Here is a 20,416-nt window from a genome sequence, read left to right as displayed (position 1 = left end):
GTGGCATCCTGTTGCGGCTAGTGCGGTGGCGGCCACGGCGGCCAAGATCAGTCCGTGGCGCCGCCGTCTCGGGGTGCTCGTTATTCGATTGTTCGTCACTTCTGCGGAACCGCCTGATCTCCCAGTCCGGCCAGCACGGCCGCAATGTTGTAGTTGGTCGTCCTGGTGCCGCCGCCGTCGGGGAAGCGGGGGTAGTCGCTGTGCCCGTGCGCGTCACCCAGGTTGAGGGTGCCACCGTGGCCGTCGGGCACCGTGGCCGCCCCGGTCGCGAGGTGAGTGAAGTTGGGGTTGGTGGCCGGATTCGGTCCGAAGTGGCCGGCGCCGCTGGCGTCGGCCGCGCCCAGGACGGTTTCGGCCAGGGTGCTCAACGGCGGCGGCAGGAAGGGCGCGACCGTGTGCGCGATGGCGGGGCCGTCGTAGGTCCACTGGATCGGGTCGTCGGGGGTTTCCATCGTGAAAACGTGGCCGGGCTGCAGGTGGAGCTGTTGCGGCGTGGACGCTTCGATGCCGGGTGATCCGTAGAACAGCGCCCGCGAGACGCCGTGATCGCCGGGCTCCTGCAGGGCCAGGCCGGTGGTCAGCGAACCGTAGGAGTGGCCGATCGCGGTGAGATCGGCCGGGCCGCCGTGGTGGGCGGCCTGGATCCCGTCGTAAAAGCCGGCCAGGTCGTGGGCACCGGCCCTGGCGATGTCGTCGTGGCTGACGCCCCAGCCGCCGGCCAGCGACTTGCCGAAGTCGTCGAAGCCGGGCACCTGCGGCGGGTCGTACCCGATCCAGGCGATCGCCGAGACGGTGTCGTGTTCGTGGCCGGGAGCCAGGCTCAGCTGTCGGAGCGCTTCGCTTCTGAGCCGGGTCGCCTCGTCCGACATGCTGCCGATGGCACCGTGCACCGTGGTGTTGAGGCCGGGCACGGTGACCGACACGTGGGTGGACGCGTCGGGATCGCCGACCGCGATCGCGGCGCGGGCCTGCTTGCCGGTTTTAGTGTCCAGCAGCATGAGTTTTCGATCCGGGCTCATCTTGACGGCCTTGTCGACGGCTTGGAGGTCGGGCAGGTATTTGGCCCCGTTGCGGGCGGCATCGTATTGGCGTTGCCACGCCTCGTATGCCAGGCGGTCGTCGAAGATCGCTCCGGGCTCGTTCGGCGGCGGAATGTTCTTGCCCTGCGCCCAATCCGGATGCTGGGCCTTGAGCGCGTCGGCCTGGGCGGCGGCAGCCTGGGCGCCGTTCAACTCGGTGGCCAGCGTGAGCCGGTTGTAATGATCCCGGTCCACCGCGGGCATCCCATTGTGGTTGCCGATGTACGGATTGTGTTGGTACTCCGCGTCTTTCTGCTCCGGTGTCAGCGAACTCCACACCTGCGCGAATTGCTTGGGGTCATCGGGCAACGGCGGCAACGGCGACAGCGGACCGTCGGCGGCCTGGATGGCTGCGGGGTCATAGCCGTCGCCGTGTAACGCTCCGAGGGCGTTCTGCAACGTGTTCGAGTAGCCGTCGCGCGTCGTCTGCAGCTGGCCCAGCGCTGCTTTGGTGTCGCGGATGGCGTCGTCCTCACACCTGGCGATGAGCGCTTCGAGCGCATCGATGTCGGCCGCCGTAAGGTTTTCGTCGTCTTCCATCTCGTCGGCTTCACCGATCAGATCGTCGAGCTCCTGCAGCTGGGCCTCCAGCGCGGCGATCTGTGCTGCCGCGGCCTTTTGCGCCTCGGCCAGCGCCGCGGCGATGCTTTCCAGGTCCGCCCCGATCTTGGGCAGCTGCAACGACTGCGCCCCAAGCGATTTCACCACCCGCTGTACCTCGTCGGAGTCATTGATCGGATGGCCGCCGTCCTGGTGGTTCCACGCCGCTTCGAATCGGATGCGGGCCTGCTCGAACGCGTTGTTGGTCTCCGCCGTGCATCGCCCCGCGCGCAGAAACGCCCCGGCCAGATTGGAGATCTGCAGCGGGCTGCCGGCTTGCAGGCTTCGGTTGATCGCCCACGGGTCGCCGCCGGCTGCGGCGATCAGCGCCGGGATGCTGAGGTAGCGAAGTTGCATGGGAGCCTCAGCCGCTCCCCCGACCGACACCCATCGGCCACCCCTTCCACGCCTGGGCAAAGATTACCGCCGCAGATTCGCCAATCAACTCAGCCGCGAGGAGGCCACCGGTGTGTTGCCGACGACGGGTCTTTCACGACCTGTCGTTTGAACTGGACCAGAAACGGCACCGGCCCGATGCTTTCGGTCTCAATATGAGACAAGATCGAGCGCGAAACCCCCCGCGGAAAGGACAACGATGCCGCCCAAGTCACCGACATCAACTCCGAAGCTGCCGCCCGCCCGGGTGGCTCGCGCGGTCGAGCGAGTCCGTCATCACGTGGGGCGTCTGTACCAGCGACTGGCACCTCCGCCGATCACGGTCATCGACATCATCTTCGGGGGCTTTCTGTCGCAGGCCATCTCCGCGTCCGCGCAGCTAGGCATCGCCGACGCGCTCGCCGCGGGTCCGCTGACCAACGAGGATTTGGCGCGTCGCATCGGAGCCGACCCGGACAGCGTGGCGCGGCTGATGCGGTTGCTGATCAGCCGCGGCGTGTTCCGCAGGCGCCGCGACGGTCGTTTCGCGCTCAACGCGCTGGCCGACACGTTGCGCACCGATTCGCCGATCTCCACGCGTGGAGTCGCCTTGCTTTACGGCTCCCCGCAACACCGGGCGAACTGGACGCGGCTCGCCGATGCGGTGCGCACCGGAGAGCCGAACCCCCCGAAAGTGTTCGGAAAAGACGTGTTCGACTATCTCCGCGACGACCCCGAGTTCGCGGAGATCTTCAACGCCGCCATGACGTCCACGTCGGCGGTGTTGGAGGCGGCGGTGGTCGCCGCATACGACTTCAGCAACTTCGGCGTCATCGCCGATATCGGAGGCGGCCACGGCCGGCTACTGTCATCGCTTCTCGCCGCCGCCCCCGACGCCCGCGGCGTGCTGTTCGACCTCCCCGAGGCGGTCGAGGGAGCGCCGCCGATATTGGCCGCGCACGGAGTCTCCGACCGAGTCACGGTTACGGGCGGATCGTTCTTCGACAGCGTGCCGTCCGCTGATGCCTATGTGATGAAGAACGTCATCCACGACTGGCCCGACGACAAAGCCATCGCGATCCTCAACACCATCAAGGCCGCGGCCCCTCCGGGTGCGAAACTGCTGCTGCTGGAGATGGTGATCCCGGATCATGACCGCGAGTTCCTCGGCCACTATGCCGATATGGAGATGCTGGTGATGGCGGGTGCACTGGAACGCAGCCTCAAGCAGTGGACCGACCTACTCGAGCGTGGCGGCTTCCGGCTGCAGCGCGTGGTGCAGACGGCAGGGCCGCTCTGCGTCATCGAAGCCGTGCCCAGCTGAACGCTGCGAGCTGACGGCCCGCCTGATTTTCGCTTGCTCGATGAGCGCCTAGCGCACCGTTGCCACACCAACCAGAGTCCGGCAACCGGCATTCAGCGGTGGCCCGTCCATCACGCCGCCGCTACACGCCAGCCAATTCCAAGTGGTTTGCCCCGCGCGCGTTTGCATGGCCGGCATGAGGGTATCGATGAAGTTATTAGACAAACGTCAAGTGGGAGGAGCGGGGCGGTGAGCATCGATACCTTGCCCGGCGTGCGGCTATCTCACGGTCGGCCCCGCTCGGTGCCCCGACTGACGCGCCGTTGGAAGCGGAGCATTCGTAGCCGTTGGTCCATCGTGGTGGGCGCTGTGTTGTTTGCTGCCGGTGCGATAGGAATGGCGGTTTGGCTGTGGGTTAAGCGGAGGCAGTTGACACGCGCGGCTAAAGCCGAAGCGGAAGCGGCATCTGCGGCAGGTACAGAACAGGCATCAGCGACAGCCGATGCGATACCGGAGCAGGCACCCTCGGCGAAATAAGACCCAAAACTCAGCGCAATCTAAGAAGGAAAGACATGTCGAAATTTCGTGACATCGTCGATGGACTGAAAAAACCGGTCAAAGCGGTGGGCGACGCCGTCAGCGGCAACCCTTTCGAGGCGTTGCAGAAGGAGGCCAGCCTCGGCCCCGTGCTGCACGCCGATGCGCTCGCCGCGCTGGAGCAGGTGCAGAGCAAGAACCCGGACCTGAAGCAGGAGCTGGATGAGTCGGCCGGCTTCGCGGTTGTGCCCTCGATCGGCCGGGCGTCGCTCGTCCTCGGCGGCGCGTATGGGATCGGCGAACTGTTCGAGGGCGAACACGTGACCGGATACGCCGCCATCGTCGAGCTGACGATCGGGGTTCAGGTCGGTGGGACGACCTTCCACGAGCTCGTCGTCTTCCACGACGAGGACACCCTCAAGAAGTTCAAAGCGGGAAAGTACGCCTTCGCGGCCGACGCGGCCGTGGAGTTGGTCAAGGCCGGAGGGCAGGCCTCGAAGGGCTTCGGTTCAGGCTCGTCCATCTACGTGTTCGACGACGGAGGCATGCTCCTCGACCTGGCGATCGGCGGGCAGAAGTTCATCTTCAGGACGGCGGCGCTCGGACGGGCGAGGACCACCGAGGGTGCGCTCGACGAAGGCACCGAGCAGGAGTCCGCCGAGACCGGGCAGCCCCAGGGCGAGCAGGAGCCTGCCGAGACAGCGCAGGCGCAGGGCGACGGAGAGAAGTCGCGCAGCAAGTGAAATGGAAGGCGCGACAGCGCATTTAGGACAGGAGTTGCAATGATCGGGTCGATAGTTATCGCCATCGTCGTGGGCGCGTTCATCGGTTTAGTGGCGCGTCTCGTCATGCCTGGTAAGCAAGACATCGGCATCATTATGACGGTTGCACTAGGGGCCTTGGGCGGGTTGATCGGCTCCTGGGTGGCCAGTCAGTTCGGATACCACAATGCCAATGGTGGAATCGCCTGGATTCCGTTATTGATCGGCGTGGGTGTTGCCGTCGTCCTCATCGCGATCTGGGAAGCCGTGCGGGTGCGCCGTTATCGCCGTAGCGGGTTACTTCGCCGGTAGCCGGCTTGGCGGATCGCTCACCGCCCGACGAGCGCCCGAAGCTGCTGCCGAACGTCACTTGGTTAAGATTTGTCTAAGATTTGACGTTTGTCCAACAGTGCTCGGGGGTACTAGCACTTGACGAAGTCTCGAGCAGGTGAGGACGATGTCAAACTCATCAATAGTGGCGCGCGAAGCGGCCCGACTAGCCCCCAGGTACATCACCGAGATGACTGGCCGCCACCCGGAACGGATCACTGCGGTAGAGCCCGACGACGAGGGTGGCTGGATCGTCGAAGCGGAAATTGTCGAAGAACGACGGATTCCGTCGTCGGCGGACATGCTCGCACTATATGAAATCGAGCTGGATCTCGACGGAACACTGTTGTGGTTCGGGCGAACTCGTCGCTATATGCGCGGCGAAGCCCTGTCACCTGAAGCGGAGACAGAGCAGACCCTAAACGGCGACGCGAATGGTGACGGGCCGAAGTGACGATCGCCAACGAGGTCAATCTCTGCGCCGCGTGCGGCTATCCCACGCTCGGTCCCGATGTCGTGTGTTACTACTGTCGCCCTCTAGTAGAGACGACACTCACCCGCTTCCCGCGCTCCCTGGCGGGGCCGGTGGACACAGCACCAGAAGCTTCGGCCATCGTTCCCACGACCGCCAGGCGGCCTCGCGGACCGCGCGCCGATGCTGACCGTAGCTTGTCCGACAGCGCGGGCAGTACCTTCGCGGCGGCCGGCTGAGTCGAAACGGCCTTGGGATTGTCCAAGGTTCGCGCCCGTTTCCCCGACGACCTGGACGCGGTGGCCGATGCTTTCGACGGGGCCGCCGCAGCTACTGTGTAGCCCCCTTGGTGGCAGGTACAGGATTCGAACCTGTGAAGCTTTCGCGACGGATTTACAGTCCGCTCCCATTGGCCGCTCGGGCAACCTGCCGCCAGACAGGTTACAACGAGCGAGTAGACAAAGCACAAACGCCTATCACCGAGTGAAGGGACGAAATGCATGGCGGACTCATCGTTCGACATCGTCAGCAAAGTGGATCGCCAGGAGGTCGACAACGCGCTCAACCAGGCCGCCAAGGAGTTGGCCACCCGTTTCGACTTCCGCGGCACCGACACCACAATCGCCTGGAAGGGCGACGAGGCTATCGAGCTGACGTCGTCCACCGAGGAACGCGTCAAGGCGGCCGTCGACGTCTTCAAGGAGAAGCTGATCCGGCGTGACATCTCGATGAAGGCCTTCGACGCCGGCGAACCGCACGCCTCCGGCAAGACCTACAAGATCAACGGCACCCTCAAGCAGGGCATCAGCAGCGAGAATGCCAAGAAGATCACCAAGCTGATCCGCGACGACGGCCCCAAGTCCGTCAAGACCCAGATCCAGGGCGAGGAAATCCGGGTCACCAGCAAAAAGCGTGACGATCTGCAGGCCGTCCAAGCCCTGCTCAAGCAGGCCGACCTGGACGTCGCGCTGCAGTTCGTCAACTACCGCTGACGGCGCAGTTGGCACGTCGTGACGCTGATTCGCGCGTTATTAGCCCGACCAACCGGTGGGTCTTTAGGCTAGTGACGAGTCCCACAACTTGAGCGAGGTTCACGATGACCGTGACTCCCCAGGAAGCCGCCGATAACGCCGAGGCCGGATACTCCGACGTGATCATCGTCGGTGCCGGCATCTCCGGCATCGACGCGGCCTACCGGATCACCGAGCGCAATCCGCACATGACGTACACCGTCCTGGAGCGGCGCGCGCAGATCGGCGGGACGTGGGACCTGTTCCGCTACCCCGGGGTGCGCTCCGACAGCAGCATCTTCACGCTGTCGTTCCCGTTCGAACCGTGGACCCGCCGAGAGGGCGTCGCCGACGGCGTGCACATCCGCGAGTACCTGGCCGCCACCGCGCGCAAGTACGGCATCGACCGGCACATCCGGTTCAACAGCTACGTGCGCTCGGCCGACTGGGACTCCGCCACCGACACCTGGACGGTCACCGTCGAGCAGGACGGCGCCCGCAAGCTGTACCGCGCGCGCTTCCTGTTCTTCGGCAGCGGCTACTACAACTACGACGAGGGCTACACCCCCGACTTCCCCGGCATCGAGCAATTCGAGGGCACCATGGTGCACCCGCAGCACTGGCCCGAGGGCCTCGACTACGCCGGCAAGAGGGTCGTGGTGATCGGCAGCGGGGCGACCGCGGTCACGCTGCTGCCGTCGTTGTCGGACCGCGCCGCGAAAGTCACCATGCTGCAACGCTCGCCGACCTATCTCATTTCGGCGTCCAAGTACGGCGCCGTCGCCGCGATCTCTCGAAAGCTGTTGCCCCGCAAGCCTGCTCATCTCGTCATCCGCATGTACAGCGCCCTGACCGAGGCGGTGTTCTTCGCCTTGTCCCGCAAGGCGCCCGGGCTGGTGCGATGGCTGCTGCGGCGCAAGGCGATCAGCAGCCTGCCCGCCGGCTACGACGTCGACACCCACTTCAAGCCGCGCTACAACCCATGGGACCAGCGGATGTGCCTGATCCCCGACGCGGACCTGTACAACGCCATCACCGCGGGCGGCGCCGAGGTGGTCACCGACCACATCGACCATTTCGACGCGACCGGCATCGCACTGAAATCCGGCGGGCACCTCGACGCCGACATCATCGTCACCGCCACCGGGCTGCAACTGCAGGCGCTGGGCGGTGCCGCGATCAGCCTGGACGGCACCGAGATCAAGACCAGCGACCGGTTCGTCTACAAAGCACACATGCTCGAAGACGTGCCGAACCTGTTCTGGTGTGTGGGCTACACCAACGCGTCGTGGACGCTGCGCGCCGACATCACCGCCCGCGCCACGGCAAAGCTGATGGAACACATGGCCTCTCACGGCTACACCCACGCCGCCCCGCATCGCGGCAACGAGCCGATGACCGAGAAGCCGTCGTGGGACATCAACGCCGGCTACGTGTTGCGCTCGGTGCACTTGCTGCCGAAGTCGGGCACCAAGCGGCCGTGGAACGTGCGGCAGAACTATCTGGCCGACGCCCTCGACTACCGGTTCGACCGGATCGAGGAGGCGATGGTGTTCGGCCGCGTCGACGACCGCGCACCGCTGGCCGGCTAGCCCGGTCTGAGTGTTTGTGAACTGCTACTAAATCGCAGGTGTCCGCAATACGCTGATCGCCATGGCATCTGAGAAGCGCGAACCCAAAGTCGTTGTCCTCGGTGGCGGTTCCTGGGGCACCACCGTGGCATCAATCTGCGCGCGTCGCGGCCCGACGCTGCAGTGGGTGCGCTCCGAGGCGACCGCCAGCGACATCAACGAGAACCATCGCAACAGCCGGTACCTCGGCAACGACGTCGTGCTGAGCGACACCCTGCGCGCCACCACCGACTTCGCCGAGGCGGCGAACTCCGCCGACGTCGTCGTGATGGGCGTTCCCTCGCACGGCTTTCGGGGTGTGCTGAGCGAGCTGGCCAAGGAGCTGCGGCCGTGGGTGCCGGTGGTGTCGCTGGTCAAGGGGCTCGAGCAGGGCACCAACATGCGGATGTCGCAGATCATCGAGGAGACGCTGCCCGGACACCCGGCGGGCATCCTGGCCGGACCGAACATTGCGCGCGAGGTCGGCGAGGGCTACGCCGCGGCGGCGGTGCTGGCGATGCCCGACCAGCATCTGGCGACCCGACTGTCGGGCCTGTTCCGCACCCGGCGCTTCCGCGTGTACACCACCGACGACGTCATCGGGGTGGAGATGGCCGGGGCGCTGAAGAACGTCTACGCCATCTCGGTCGGGATGGGCTACTCGCTGGGCATCGGCGAGAACACCCGCGCGCTGGTGATCGCCCGCGCGCTGCGCGAGATGACCAAGCTGGGCGTCGCCCTGGGCGGCCATCCGGACACCTTCCCGGGCCTGGCCGGGCTGGGCGACCTCATCGTCACCTGTACCAGCCAGCGCAGCCGCAACCGGCACGTCGGTGAACAACTGGGGGCGGGCAAGCCAATCGACGAGATCATCGCCTCGATGAACCAGGTCGCCGAGGGCGTCAAGGCCGCCAGCGTGATCATGGAGTTTGCCAACGAATTCGGCCTCACCATGCCGATCGCCCGTGAGGTCGACGCCGTGATCAACCACGGCTCGTCCGTCGAGCAGGCCTATCGGGGCCTGATCGCCGAGGTTCCAGGCCATGAGGTGCACGGCTCGGGCTTCTGAACTGGTTGGTTAACGCCAGGTAATTCAAATCTTTGCGTTCTCTATGGGCAGGGCCCGTCGGCTTGACCGGCCTTTGCCAGCAAATTACCGTCGTTGCAGGCGATCAGGAGTTTCCGGGCGCGACGTTGCAGGTCAGCCCGGTGTAATCGCCTGTACGCCAACACGTTACGAAGAGGTAACTAGGCCGAATATGGGGCGAATATCGCACATCCCCCGCTAACACCTAACGAGGGACGCGACCGATGCACAACGTTGAACAGGCGGATGGCCGAACCCGTTCAGAAAACGGGCCCCAACCGCGCATCGATCGGCTGCGCGGCGTCATCCGGCACGACCTGCCGTCATCACTGGTGGTCTTCCTGGTCGCACTCCCGCTGTCATTGGGGATCGCGATCGCGTCCAACGCCCCGGTGCTCGCCGGCCTGATCGCCGCGATCGTCGGCGGAATCATCGTCGGCGCGTTGGGTGGGTCCCCGCTTCAGGTCAGTGGTCCCGCGGCCGGGCTGACCGTGGTTGTCGCCGGCCTGGTCTCCGACTTCGGTTGGGGCGTCACGTGCTTGATCACCGTCGCCGCCGGAGTCGTACAGGTTCTGCTGGGGCTCAGCCGGGTTGCGCGCGCCGCCCTGGCGATTTCACCGGTCGTCGTGCACGCGATGCTGGCCGGCATCGGCATCACGATCGCCCTGCAGCAGGCGCACGTGCTGCTCGGCGGGAAATCCAAGAGCACGGCCTGGCACAACCTCATCGGACTGCCCGGCCAGATCATCGGCGCGCACCGCCCGGGCGTGATCCTCGGGGTGCTGGTGATCGTCATCCTGGTGGCGTGGCGCTGGGTTCCGGCCAAGGTGCGCCGCATTCCCGGTCCCCTGGTCGCCATCGTGGCGGTGACGGTGATCTCGGTGGTCTTCCCATTCCACGTGCGCCGGATCGACCTCGAGGGGTCACCGCTGGACGCGCTGCGATTGCCCGATCTTCCCCACGGCAACTGGGGCGCGTTCGCGATCGGGGTGATCACGGTGGCGCTCATCGCCAGCGTCGAGAGCCTGCTGTCGGCGGTGTCGGTCGACCGGATGCACAACGGGCCACGCACCGATTTCAACCGCGAGCTGGTGGGGCAGGGCGCCGCCAATATCGTGTCGGGCACCGTAGGCGGGCTCCCGATCACCGGTGTCATCGTCCGCAGCTCGACAAATGTCAACGCGGGGGCCAAATCCCGCGCTTCGTCGATCATGCACGGTGTCTGGATCCTGTTGTTCACCATCCCGTTCGCCGGGCTGGTCGAGGAGATCCCGACCGCCGCCCTCGCCGGTCTGCTCATCGTCATCGGGATTCAGCTGCTCAAGCCGGCCCACATCGAAACCGCAATGAAGCACGGTGATCTCGCGGTGTACGTCGTGACGGCCGTCTGCGTGATCTTCCTGAACCTGCTGCACGGGGTCATGATCGGGCTCGCGCTGGCCATCACGCTGACCGGCTGGCGGGTGATCCGGGCCAAGATCGAAGCCACGCCGGTGGACGACGAATGGCGGGTGAGCATCCACGGCGCGGCATGCACCTTCCTGGCGCTGCCGAGGCTGACACGGATGCTGGCATCGGTTCCGCAGGGCGCGACGGCGACGGTGGCCATTGCGGTGCATTACCTCGATCATGCTGCGCACCAGGCGATTACCGACTGGCAGCATCAGCATGAGGCGACGGGCGGGACGGTTCACATCCAGGGTTTGATCGAGACGGGTGACCGCGGCGCGGACGAACCGCTGGTCGACGCGCAAAGGCCCGAGGCCGCAGCGTAATTGGAGTCGGGCGCGGGCCCGCTCTGGCACGGTCTCCGGGGACCATATGGGTTGCTCCGATTCCGCTAGCGCATGCGCTATCGGAATCGGAGCTCACTCATTACCCGGAGAGAGCGCCCTGCAACGGTCAGTCGACGTCGATGCGGATGTGCAACCGCTTGCCGCACACCTGCGCCAGCCGTTCCAGCACGTCGACGCGGGGCACTTCGGTCCCGTCCTCCCACGCGGCGACGGCTTCGTGCGTGGTGCCCAGCGCCTCGGCCAATTGGGCCTGATTCATGCCGGCACCGGCACGTGTTTCGAAGATCAAGTCGGGCAGATCCAGCGCCAGCCCGGCTTCGTGGATATCCATCGCGTTGGGTTCAGTCATCGCCATCACCATCCAAATCCGATGGTACGTGCGAACTCGGGCTAGCGCCCGGCCATTTGCTCCAGCCGGCGGATACGGTCCTCCATCGGCGGGTGCGTCGAAAACAGCGACCCGATCCGCTCGCCCGCCCGGAACGGGTTGGCGATCATCAGGTGCGCCTGGCTGGCCAGCTGGGGCTCCGGCGGTAGCGGGGCCGCCTGAACCCCACCGGAAATCTTGCGCAGGGCCGACGCCAGCGCCAGCGGATCGCCGGTCAGCACCGCGCCCGATTCGTCCGCCTGATATTCGCGTGACCGAGACACCGCCAACCGCACCACGGTCGCGGCGATCGGACCGAGCAACGAAACCAGCAGCAGCGCAAAGGGATTCTCGCCATCGCGATCGTTACCGCCGAACATGCCGGCGAACATGGCCATGTTGGCCAGCGCGGTGATCACCGACGCCAGCGCGCCGGCGATGCACGAGATCAGGATGTCGCGGTTGTAGACGTGCGAAAGCTCGTGCCCCAGCACGGCGCGCAGCTCGCGCTCGGTGAGGATGTCCAGAATGCCGGTGGTGCAGCAGACCGCCGCGTTGCGGGGGTTGCGCCCGGTGGCGAACGCGTTGGGTGCGTTGGTGTCGCTGATGTACAGCCGGGGCATCGGCTGGTGCGCGGCGGTGGCCAGCTCACGCACGATCCGGTACATCGCCGGCGCCTGCACCTCGGAGACCGGCTGCGCGCGCATCGCCCGCAGCGCCAGCTTGTCGCTGTTGTAGTACGTGTAGACGTTCATGCCGATGGCGAACAGCACGGCGAGGAACATCGCGGTCCTGCCGAACAGCGAACCGACGAACACGATCAACGCGGACATCCCAACCAACAACGCGAACGTCTTGAACGTGTTGTGATGCGGATGCCAGGTCATCGGTGTCCTCCTTGGAACACTCGGGTGCGCGCGTTATTGCCGATTACAGCTCATTGAACGCGCGAGACGGCCCCGTTGGTTCCACAGGGCTGGTGGAGGCGACGCTAGCCGTGCCGGCTGATGGTGTAGTCGACCAGCGTCTGCAAGGCACGGCGGCCGGGGACGTCGGGCAACAAGGCCAGCTCCTGGTGGGCCTGCGCCGCGTATTCCTGCAGCGAGTGCTTGGCCTTGGCCATGCCTGGCGACGCCCGCAACAGCGCCAGCGCCTCGGCCACCGCCTCGTCGTCGTCGATGGGCCCGACCAGCAGCTCACGCAGCCGCGCCGCCTCGGGGCCTGGTTCGCGCAGCGCGTAGACCATGGGCAAGGTGTGCACGCCTTCGCGGACGTCGGTCCCGGGCAGCTTGCCGGACTCGTGGGAGTCGCTGTCGATGTCGATGATGTCGTCGGAGATCTGGAACGCGGTGCCCACAATGCCGCCGAGGCGGCTCAGCCGCTCCACCTGATCGGGGTCGGCGCCCGAGAACATGGCACCGAACCGGCCCGCCGCGGCGATCAGGCATGCGGTCTTCTCGTACACCACTTTCAGGTAGTGCTCGATCGGGTCGGATCCCCCGACGAACCCCCGCGTCTCGCGCATCTGCCCCGTCACCAGCTGGGCGAACGTCTCGGCGATCAGCCGCACCGCTTCGGGCCCCAGCCGGGAGACCAACCGGGAGGCCGTGGCGAACAGGTAGTCCCCGGCCAGGATCGCGACGTTGTTGCCCCAGCGCACGTTGGCGGTGGGGGTGCCGCGACGAACCTCGGCCTCGTCCATCACGTCGTCGTGGTACAGAGTGGCCAGGTGCACCAGCTCGATGACGGCGCCGGCGATGGTCACGTCCACGCTGTCCGGGTTGGGCCCGATCTGCGCCGACAGCACCGTGAACAGTGGCCGGAACCGCTTGCCGCCGGCCTTGAACAGGTGCGTCAGCGACTCGGTCATGATGTCGTCGGCGCTGCGAAATTCCGCTTCCATGAGCTGCTCGATGCGGCCGACACCGTCCCGCACGGTCGCCGCGAAAGCGGGATCACCGAAGTCAACGCCCGCCACCACCGTCGCCGGAGTACTCACGGGACCAAACATACTGGTGTGCATGAAGACGGCAGCGACCCGAGCCCAAGTGGTGATCGTGGGCGCAGGGCCCGCCGGCTCGGCGGCGGCGGCCTGGGCCGCCCGCGCGGGCAACGACGTACTGGTCATTGATTCGGCGAGCTTCCCCCGCGACAAGGCCTGCGGCGACGGGCTGACCCCCCGCGCGGTCGCCGAGCTGGAACGGCTGGGGCTGAGCGGCTGGCTGGACACCCGCATCCGGCATCGGGGGCTGCGGATGAGCGGGTTCGGCGGCGAGCTGGAGGTCGATTGGCCCGGCCCGTCGTTCCCGTCGACGGGCAGCGCGGTGGCCCGGTTCGAGCTGGACGACCGGATCCGCAAGGTCGCCGAGGATTCCGGGGCGCGGATGCTGCTCGGTACCAAGGCCGTTGCTGCACAACATGATTCATCGGGACGGGTGACGTCGGTGACGCTGGCCGACGGCACCGAGGTCAGCTGCGGCCACGTGATCGTGGCCGACGGCGCGCGTTCGTCGCTGGGCCGCAAGCTCGGCCGGCGCTGGCACCAGGAAACGGTGTACGGCGTCGCCGCGCGCGGATATCTGACCACCACGCGCGCCGACGACCCCTGGCTGACGTCGCATCTGGAACTGCGCGGACCCGACGGCTCCAAGGACAAAGTGCTGCCCGGCTACGGATGGATCTTCCCGCTCGGCAACGGCGAGGTGAACATCGGCGTCGGTGCGTTGTCGACGTCGAAACGGCCCGCCGACCTGGCGCTGCGGCCGCTGATCGACTACTACACCGACCTGCGCCGCGACGAGTGGGGCTTCACCGGCCACCCGCGGGCGGTGGCCTCGGCGCTGCTGCCGATGGGCGGCGCGGTGTCGGGGGTGGCCGGCGCCAACTGGATGCTGATCGGCGACGCCGCGGCCTGCGTGAACCCACTCAACGGCGAAGGCATCGACTACGGGCTCGAGACCGGGCGCCTGGCCGCGGCGCTGCTGGACTGCCCCGACCTGTCACAGGTGTGGCCGTCGCTGCTGCAGCAGCACTACGGTCGCGGCTTCTCGGTGGCGCGCCGGCTGGCGCTGCTGCTGACGTTCCAGCGGTTTCTGCCCTCGACCGGACCGATCGCGATGCGCTCGACGACGTTGATGACCATCGCCGTGCGCGTGATGGCCAACCTGGTCACCGACGACGACGCGGATTGGGTGGCGCGCGCCTGGCGCGGCGGCGGACGGCTGTCCCGGCTGCTCGACCGCCGTACGCCGTTCAGTTGACCGAGCACTCCCATCGTCGCAGGTCGGCGGGGTTCCGCGGCCCGCCGCGGGGCCGTCGATCGGCGATGGACTTTCCTCCGCGCACCCCCGGCGAGGCGTGTATAGTCCAGCTAATGAAGGGAACGAGCCTGGCTACTATCGGAGCCGCTGCTGCAATCGCTCTGGCCGCGCTGGCCATGCCGGCGCAGCTCTCCGTGCCGGCGCAGGCGGATCCGCCGCCGACGGCGCCGTACCCCACCCCGCGCACGCCGTCGCCCCCGAGCGACTACGACGCGCCGTTCAAGAACACCGTCAACGGCTTCGGCATCTACCAGCCGCAGGACCAGTTGGCGTGGCTGGGCAAGATCACCTGCGACCGCATTGGCAGGGGCGTGGACGGCGACGCTTACAAGTCGGCCACTTTCATCCAGCGCAACCTGCCGCGCGGAACCACTCAGGGCCAGGCGTTCCAGTTCCTCGGCGCAGCGGTCGATCACTACTGCCCCGACCAGGTCCCCTTCGTGCAAGCCGCCGGCAATCACTAGGTCTTTCTCAGCGCGACGGTTTGTACCCCGCGTGTAGCGCGACGATGCCGCCGGTCAGATTGCGCCAGCGCACCCCGGTCCAGCCGGCCTGGGTTATCTGCTGCGCCAGCGCCGCCTGATCGGGCCACGCCCTGATCGATTCCGCGAGGTACACGTACGCCTCGGGATTGCTGGACACCGCCCGCGCCACCCGCGGCAGCGCCCGCATCAAGTACTCCTTATAGACGGTGGCGAACAGCCCATTGCTGGGCGTGGAGAACTCGCACACCACCAACCGGCCGCCCGGGCGCGTGACGCGGGCCATCTCGCGCAGCCCGGCCTGGGTGTCGACGACGTTGCGCAACCCGAAACTGATTGTCACGGCATCGAATACGTCGTCGCCGAACGGCAGCCTGGTGGCATCACCGGCGACCTTCGGCACGTCGCGCGCCGCACCCGCCGCCAGCATGCCGACCGAGAAGTCGGCGGCCACACACCACGCCCCGGACTTCTCCAGCTCCACGGTGGACACCGCGGTGCCCGCGGCGAGGTCCAGCACCTTCTGTCCGGGCCCGATGGCCAGCGCCGACCGGGTGGCCCTGCGCCAGTACCGGTCCTGGCCCAGCGAGAGCACGGTGTTGGTCAGGTCGTACCGGCGGGCGACGCCGTCGAACATCGACGCGACATCCCGGGGATCCTTGTCCAACTCCGCACGGCTCACCAGAAAGACGCTACCTCGTGCGGGAATGAGGAGGCGTGGGCGGCGTTGTAGGAGGGCGTGACTGAAAAAGTGTGGTTTATCACCGGTACATCGCGAGGTTTCGGACGGGCGTGGACGATCGCGGCGCTGGAGCGCGGCGTCAAGGTCGCCGCCACGGCACGCAACACGGCCTCCCTGGACGATCTGGCGCAGAAGTACGGCGACGCGCTGCTGCCGATTCGACTCGACGTCACCGACCGGGCGGCCGACTTCGCGGCGATCAAGCAGGCGCACGACCACTTCGGACGGCTCGACATCGTGGTGAACAACGCCGGATACGGGCAATTTGGGTTCGTCGAGGAACTCTCCGAGCAGGACGCACGCGACCAGATCGAGACCAATGTCTTTGGGGCACTGTGGATTACCCAGGCCGCGCTACCATATCTGCGCGAGCAGGGCAGCGGCCACATCATCCAGGTGTCCTCGATCGGGGGCATCACCGCGTTCCCGCTGGTCGGCATTTATCACGCCTCGAAGTGGGCGCTGGAGGGCTTCTCACAGGCGCTGGCGCAGGAGGTCGCGCCGTTCGGTGTGCATGTGACGCTGATCGAGCCCGGCGGTTTCGACACCGACTGGGCCGGGGATTCCGCCAAGCACGCCGATCCGATTTCGGCCTATGACGACGTCCGCGCCGCCGTCCAGGCCGAGCGCCGCCGCCGGTGGGCCAGCCCGGGCGATCCGTCGGCGTCCGCTGCCGCGCTGCTGAAGGTGGTCGACGCCGAAAAGCCGCCACTGCGAGTATTTTTCGGCGCTTCCCCGCTGGAAACCGCGAAGGCCGACTACGAGAGCCGGCTGCGCAACTGGGAGGAATGGCAGCCCGTCGCGGAGCTGGCGCAGGGCTGACTGGCCCGCGGTCGCCTAGTTCGAGGCCGCGTTCAGTTCTGCGCGGGCCCGGTCGATTTGGTCGTACGCGTACGCCACCATGTCCGCGGCAAACCACGAAGCCTGAGGGGAGGCGCGTGGCTCGGCGGGAAAAGGGGTAAGCGCTGTAGTACCACTGAGAACGGAATTGAAGGACACGCTATGAGCGGCGCGGATAAGGCCCGAAACAAGGTGCGGCAGGTCGCGGGCAACCTCAAGGCGGCACTGGGCCGCGCCACCAACGACCCGGCGTTGGAAGCCGAGGGCAGGGCGGACCGGCGGGCGGGCCATTTGAGAGATGCCGGCGAAAAGGTCAAAGACGCATTCCGGCCCCGCCGGCCCCGCCGGCCCCGTCAGGTCTAACCGGCGAACCCCTCGCGGGATGTCAATTCATCTCGTCATGTATGACGGCTAGCGCCGCGGCCCACTTCATGCCGCCGTTAGGCCATCGCGTCGGCTTGCGCCAGATATCCCTCGAAGTCTGCTGCGAACGCCTTCTCCCGGAAGCGCGCCAAGAATTGCCGGTAGGCCACCTCGTCTCCGCTGTTCCTGGCAAGGAGCGCCCGTAGCCGCAGCAGCGGCAGTTCGTGCAGGACGAAGCCCGGGTCGGTCGGCACGGCCGCCAGCCGGTCCACCGATTTCTGGGCTTCATCAACGTCGGATTCTGTACCGCGACGGAGTAATGCCTCGCCCAGCACCGCGATGGCGGGACCACGATAGATCATCTCACCGGTGGCGAACTGTTGGTCAAGAACCTGGCGCGCCAAGGCGATGGCGTCGTCGAGTGCGCCGGACCTGAGTTTGGCCCGAGCGAACTCGAGATCGGTCAGCCGCCGCAGTGTCGTGGTGAGTTCCTCGCGGACGATCATCTGGCGCGCGGCGGCCAATGCCTCGATGCCGGCCGCTTGGTCACCCTCGGGACTGTGCAGCAATGCCGTCGCCCGAATGATGTATGAGAAGGTGACGGCGGTGTTGTCCCCTGACTGCAGCGCGATCTCCAGCGACTCCGACGTCAATGAGATGTCCTCCGCGTCAGGCACTATGGCGTCGTTTGCGATCGCGCCCGCGAATTTGTACACCAGCGCCAGAATTCGGGTCATCGCGTCAAACGACCGCGCCATGGCAATGCCCCGTTCGATATCGGTTCGCCACCCCGGACGGCCCAAGAACATCGACGACGCACCCTTCAGGGCGATGGCCCAGGCAAGCGGAGATCCGATGACGAAGTTCCCCATGGTGGGGTCGCCGTCCGCGAGGTCGATGACGCGCTGCGCCAACCGCCGGCTTTCGACCGCCTCACCGGCTTCGAAATAAGCCTGCGCCGCCCCGAAAAGGAGGCCGACGGCCATGTCTGGCTCTCCTAGCGACTCGACCAGCGCGGCGAACTCGGACGCCGTGCGTACAGCCTCCCGGTGGCGCGAATTGAACGACAACGTGTTGAGGTAGCCGGCCATGCCCACCGCCAGCGACTTCTTGTCCCCGGCCGCGGTCGCGATCTCGCGCAACTCTTCGAAGCCAGTCGTTTCTGGAATGCCTCCCACGCGAAAGGCGCTGCCGCACAACAGAGCTCGCGGTGAGATCCGCATCGCTAAACAGTTGGGATCTTCGCCGGGCATTTGGTCGGCAACGCGTTTGGCCTGTTCCCAGGTTCCGCGTGCCGCCCGGATGTCGCGGGGCCCATACCCGGCCGCTGCGCGCATGAACCATTCATATGCCTCGGGCAGCTCACCCGCGGACTCGTATTGAGTCGCGATCATGGCCGCCCCCTCACCGGTGGCCGCGGCGTTCGTCTGTTGCATCATCGCCGCCACACGCCGATGCAAGTCCGAGCGCGCGGCCTTGAGCTGCGATTCGTACGCCACCTTCTGAGTGAGCGGATGGTGGAAGGCGTATTCGGCATCGTCGCCGTAAGTGACCTGGTCGACGAGTCCGGCTTCGATGAGTGGCGTCAGGTCCGTTCGTTCGAGCAATCGCTCCAATAACTCGGCGCGAAATCGAGCACCGATGACAGCTGCGGCGTTCAACGTCCGCTTCGCCGAGGGAGTGAGCCGGTCGATTCGGTCACCGATGGCGGCCTGCAAGGTGGGTGGTACATGCACGTCGTCTATTTCTCGGCGACACACGTAGTGACCCTGCTCGCCCTCGATCTCGCCCCGCTCAGCCAGATCGCGCACGATCTCTTCGGCGCAGAACGGTATGCCCGCCGTGCGGTGGGCGACCACCGTGGACAACCCGCCTACCGACGAATCCACCCCGAGCAGCTCCCCGAGTAACTCGCTGATGTACGAATCACTCAGCGGTGCAAGCACGATGGCCTCGGCTTCGGCGAGTTCCGACAAGGTCCCCTGATACTCGGGGCGATACGTGATCAACATCATTGCCCGCATTCGAAGGGCGGCGGCCGCGAAATCGGTGAGCATCGATTCACTGACACCGTCTATCCAATGTGCGTCCTCGACGACGTATACGGCGGGGTTGGGCCGGCCCAGCGAAACCGTGCTGATGAGCTCGATGAGCCGCCGGCGCCGCGCGTCCGGGCTTATGTCGGGCACCGGCATATCGGTGTCCCGGATGCCCAGAAGCTCATCGAGCAACAGCAGGTCTTCGGCACCGGCATGGGGCGCCGCTGCACGCACCCGCATCCGGGCGGCCCCTGGTGCGAGTCCGCGGATTCCGAACACCGCGCGTAAGAGTCGCGAGATCACACGGAACGAGATCTCCCGAGTATGCGATTCGCAGTAGGTGGAAAACACCTCGAAACCAAGGCTTGTCGCGACCGAAACTGCTTCGCGGACCAACCGCGTCTTGCCAATGCCCGGCGGCCCCGACACGGTGACCACAGATCCGACCCCATCGAACGCCTTGTCCAGGATCGCCGAGATCGCTGCCGTCTCCGACTCGCGGCCTACGAGGCGAGAATGCCGGCGACCCATCCGGCGTTCAGCCGACGCGGACAACAGGCGACGCGTCGGCACCGCGTCGACGGAACCCTTGATACGAACGAATTCCTCTGCACCCAAGGCGAAACTGTACTCAACGAGGCTGGCTGTCGACGCGCTGAGCATCACCCCGCCTGGCGGTGCGATCGATTCCATCCGCTGAGCCATACCAACTTGTTCACCGACCGCGGTGTAACCGAAAGAGCCTGAGCCGATCTCACCGGCGATCACCTGACCGGAATTCAGGCCGACCCGCAATTGGAGATCCACGCCGTCGTGCTCTTGGACCTCAACGGCAAGCCGCTGTGCCTGCTCCTGAACATCTAAAGCGGCCAGACAGCCGCGAATAGCATGGTCCTCTAACGCGACGGGGGCGCCGAACACCGCCATGATCCCGTCGCCGGTGAAACTGCCTACTGTGCCCCCGAAACGCTTGACCACCCCGGCGCACCTGTCCGCCAGTTCGGCCATGATCTCGCGTAGCCGCTCGGCATCGACCGCGGCGGCGATGTCCATCGAATGCACCACGTCGGCGAACAGAACCGTGACCTGCTTGTACTCGGCGCGGTCATCGCCGTCGTGGATTGGTGAGCCGCAGGCGTGGCAAAACCGGGCGTCCTCCAGAGGCGTGGTGCCACACGTCCGGCACACTGCTATGGCCGCCATCCGACCCTCCGCCAATCCCGACCCCAGCGTTTGCTGCGGTCCTCAAAGGATAGGCCGCTGGCAAACCGCTGCGGACCCGAGTCGCCGTTAATGAAGTAGT

Annotated in this window: 18 protein-coding genes and 1 tRNA gene; 12 read left to right on the top strand and 7 right to left on the bottom strand. The window is 66.3% G+C overall.

The genetic code is table 11. The features are described 5' to 3' along the window. Positions 1-95: 95 nt before the first annotated feature. Complete coding sequence (locus A5732_RS12535; protein WP_076050854.1) at positions 96-2,036, bottom strand: alpha/beta hydrolase; 1,941 nt, start codon at positions 2,034-2,036, stop codon at positions 96-98. 238 nt (positions 2,037-2,274) lie between these two features. Here A5732_RS12535 and A5732_RS12530 point away from each other — a divergent pair, with 238 nt between their 5' ends. The 4 genes from A5732_RS12530 to gvpO all read left to right on the top strand — a co-directional run bounded on the left by A5732_RS12530 (position 2,275) and on the right by gvpO (position 5,439). After that, positions 2,275-3,378, top strand: coding sequence for a methyltransferase (locus A5732_RS12530; RefSeq protein ID WP_432760621.1), 1,104 nt, complete (start codon positions 2,275-2,277; stop codon positions 3,376-3,378). Positions 3,379-3,929: 551 nt separating this feature from the next. Next, positions 3,930-4,637 carry a hypothetical protein gene (locus A5732_RS12520; RefSeq protein ID WP_076050856.1) on the top strand — a complete coding sequence of 236 codons (708 nt, stop codon included), beginning with the start codon at positions 3,930-3,932 and terminating at the stop codon, positions 4,635-4,637. 39 nt (positions 4,638-4,676) lie between these two features. Further along, the gene (locus tag A5732_RS12515; RefSeq protein WP_064950693.1) at positions 4,677-4,967 is read left to right on the top strand and encodes a GlsB/YeaQ/YmgE family stress response membrane protein; all 291 of its coding nucleotides are present in this window, start codon (positions 4,677-4,679) and stop codon (positions 4,965-4,967) included. Positions 4,968-5,112: 145 nt separating this feature from the next. Continuing rightward, positions 5,113-5,439 carry a gas vesicle protein GvpO gene (gene gvpO, locus A5732_RS12510; RefSeq protein WP_076050888.1) on the top strand — a complete coding sequence of 109 codons (327 nt, stop codon included), beginning with the start codon at positions 5,113-5,115 and terminating at the stop codon, positions 5,437-5,439. A 365-nt stretch (positions 5,440-5,804) separates the two neighbouring features. Here the strand turns inward: gvpO and A5732_RS12505 are convergent. After that, positions 5,805-5,888: transfer RNA gene (locus A5732_RS12505), tRNA-Tyr, on the bottom strand. Between the two features lie 69 nt (positions 5,889-5,957). Between A5732_RS12505 and A5732_RS12500 the strand changes: the two genes are divergently transcribed. The 4 genes from A5732_RS12500 to A5732_RS12485 all read left to right on the top strand — a co-directional run bounded on the left by A5732_RS12500 (position 5,958) and on the right by A5732_RS12485 (position 10,939). Beyond that, positions 5,958-6,449 (top strand): YajQ family cyclic di-GMP-binding protein, encoded by a 492-nt coding sequence (locus tag A5732_RS12500; protein ID WP_076102343.1) that lies wholly within the window; start codon positions 5,958-5,960, stop codon positions 6,447-6,449. Between the two features lie 104 nt (positions 6,450-6,553). After that, positions 6,554-8,059 carry a flavin-containing monooxygenase gene (locus A5732_RS12495; RefSeq protein WP_076102342.1) on the top strand — a complete coding sequence of 502 codons (1,506 nt, stop codon included), beginning with the start codon at positions 6,554-6,556 and terminating at the stop codon, positions 8,057-8,059. A gap of 61 nt (positions 8,060-8,120) precedes the next feature. Then, positions 8,121-9,146, top strand: a complete 1,026-nt coding sequence (locus A5732_RS12490) for an NAD(P)H-dependent glycerol-3-phosphate dehydrogenase (RefSeq protein ID WP_076050858.1) — start codon at positions 8,121-8,123, stop codon at positions 9,144-9,146. 242 nt (positions 9,147-9,388) lie between these two features. Next, positions 9,389-10,939, top strand: coding sequence for a SulP family inorganic anion transporter (locus A5732_RS12485; RefSeq protein ID WP_076050859.1), 1,551 nt, complete (start codon positions 9,389-9,391; stop codon positions 10,937-10,939). Positions 10,940-11,066: 127 nt separating this feature from the next. Here A5732_RS12485 and A5732_RS12480 read toward each other — a convergent pair whose 3' ends face one another. The 3 genes from A5732_RS12480 to grcC1 all read right to left on the bottom strand — a co-directional run bounded on the left by A5732_RS12480 (position 11,067) and on the right by grcC1 (position 13,326). Further along, positions 11,067-11,327 (bottom strand): helix-turn-helix domain-containing protein, encoded by a 261-nt coding sequence (locus A5732_RS12480; protein WP_139334493.1) that lies wholly within the window; start codon positions 11,325-11,327, stop codon positions 11,067-11,069. Positions 11,328-11,350: 23 nt separating this feature from the next. Next, a complete protein-coding gene (htpX, locus tag A5732_RS12475) occupies positions 11,351-12,214 on the bottom strand; it encodes a zinc metalloprotease HtpX (protein ID WP_076050861.1) in 864 nt (287 codons plus the stop codon). A 104-nt stretch (positions 12,215-12,318) separates the two neighbouring features. After that, entirely contained in the window at positions 12,319-13,326 is a 1,008-nt protein-coding gene (grcC1, locus tag A5732_RS12470) for a nonaprenyl/(2E,6E)-farnesyl/geranylgeranyl diphosphat synthase (RefSeq protein ID WP_076102370.1), read from the bottom strand. Between the two features lie 22 nt (positions 13,327-13,348). On the opposite strand from grcC1, the gene menJ reads away from it, so the two are divergent. Next, positions 13,349-14,587 carry a menaquinone reductase gene (gene menJ, locus A5732_RS12465; RefSeq protein WP_076050862.1) on the top strand — a complete coding sequence of 413 codons (1,239 nt, stop codon included), beginning with the start codon at positions 13,349-13,351 and terminating at the stop codon, positions 14,585-14,587. Positions 14,588-14,700: 113 nt separating this feature from the next. Further along, complete coding sequence (locus tag A5732_RS12460) at positions 14,701-15,111, top strand: DUF732 domain-containing protein (RefSeq protein WP_064951145.1); 411 nt, start codon at positions 14,701-14,703, stop codon at positions 15,109-15,111. 7 nt (positions 15,112-15,118) lie between these two features. Here the strand turns inward: A5732_RS12460 and A5732_RS12455 are convergent, their stop codons facing one another. Beyond that, positions 15,119-15,811: a demethylmenaquinone methyltransferase gene (locus tag A5732_RS12455; RefSeq protein ID WP_076050863.1), complete on the bottom strand. Its 693-nt coding sequence runs from the start codon at positions 15,809-15,811 to the stop codon at positions 15,119-15,121. A 57-nt stretch (positions 15,812-15,868) separates the two neighbouring features. On the opposite strand from A5732_RS12455, the gene A5732_RS12450 reads away from it, so the two are divergent. Together A5732_RS12450 and A5732_RS12445 are read left to right on the top strand one after the other, a co-directional pair. After that, positions 15,869-16,693: an SDR family oxidoreductase gene (locus tag A5732_RS12450; protein WP_076102341.1), complete on the top strand. Its 825-nt coding sequence runs from the start codon at positions 15,869-15,871 to the stop codon at positions 16,691-16,693. Positions 16,694-16,873: 180 nt separating this feature from the next. Beyond that, positions 16,874-17,074: a CsbD family protein gene (locus A5732_RS12445; protein ID WP_076050865.1), complete on the top strand. Its 201-nt coding sequence runs from the start codon at positions 16,874-16,876 to the stop codon at positions 17,072-17,074. 77 nt (positions 17,075-17,151) lie between these two features. On the opposite strand, the gene A5732_RS12440 is transcribed toward A5732_RS12445, so the two are convergent. Continuing rightward, positions 17,152-20,316, bottom strand: coding sequence for an ATP-binding protein (locus A5732_RS12440; protein WP_076102340.1), 3,165 nt, complete (start codon positions 20,314-20,316; stop codon positions 17,152-17,154). Between the last annotated feature and the right edge of the window lie 100 nt (positions 20,317-20,416).

This window comes from Mycobacterium colombiense (assembly GCF_001953985.1).
GTDB lineage: Bacteria > Actinomycetota > Actinomycetes > Mycobacteriales > Mycobacteriaceae > Mycobacterium > Mycobacterium colombiense_B.
The sequence above is the reverse complement of the archived record's forward strand: the minus strand, read 5'-3'. Positions and strand labels throughout refer to the sequence as shown.

Bases quoted from the DNA above. Each gene is read 5' to 3' on its own strand.
- A5732_RS12535 (WP_076050854.1), bottom strand. From the start codon at position 2,036: ATGCAACTTCGCTACCTCAGCATCCCGGCGCTGATCGCCGCAGCCGGC.
- A5732_RS12530 (WP_432760621.1), top strand. From the start codon at position 2,275: ATGCCGCCCAAGTCACCGACATCAACTCCGAAGCTGCCGCCCGCCCGG.
- A5732_RS12520 (WP_076050856.1), top strand. From the start codon at position 3,930: ATGTCGAAATTTCGTGACATCGTCGATGGACTGAAAAAACCGGTCAAA.
- A5732_RS12515 (WP_064950693.1), top strand. From the start codon at position 4,677: ATGATCGGGTCGATAGTTATCGCCATCGTCGTGGGCGCGTTCATCGGT.
- gvpO (WP_076050888.1), top strand. From the start codon at position 5,113: ATGTCAAACTCATCAATAGTGGCGCGCGAAGCGGCCCGACTAGCCCCC.
- A5732_RS12500 (WP_076102343.1), top strand. From the start codon at position 5,958: ATGGCGGACTCATCGTTCGACATCGTCAGCAAAGTGGATCGCCAGGAG.
- A5732_RS12495 (WP_076102342.1), top strand. From the start codon at position 6,554: ATGACCGTGACTCCCCAGGAAGCCGCCGATAACGCCGAGGCCGGATAC.
- A5732_RS12490 (WP_076050858.1), top strand. From the start codon at position 8,121: ATGGCATCTGAGAAGCGCGAACCCAAAGTCGTTGTCCTCGGTGGCGGT.
- A5732_RS12485 (WP_076050859.1), top strand. From the start codon at position 9,389: ATGCACAACGTTGAACAGGCGGATGGCCGAACCCGTTCAGAAAACGGG.
- htpX (WP_076050861.1), bottom strand. From the start codon at position 12,214: ATGACCTGGCATCCGCATCACAACACGTTCAAGACGTTCGCGTTGTTG.
- menJ (WP_076050862.1), top strand. From the start codon at position 13,349: ATGAAGACGGCAGCGACCCGAGCCCAAGTGGTGATCGTGGGCGCAGGG.
- A5732_RS12460 (WP_064951145.1), top strand. From the start codon at position 14,701: ATGAAGGGAACGAGCCTGGCTACTATCGGAGCCGCTGCTGCAATCGCT.
- A5732_RS12445 (WP_076050865.1), top strand. From the start codon at position 16,874: ATGAGCGGCGCGGATAAGGCCCGAAACAAGGTGCGGCAGGTCGCGGGC.
- A5732_RS12440 (WP_076102340.1), bottom strand. From the start codon at position 20,316: ATGGCGGCCATAGCAGTGTGCCGGACGTGTGGCACCACGCCTCTGGAG.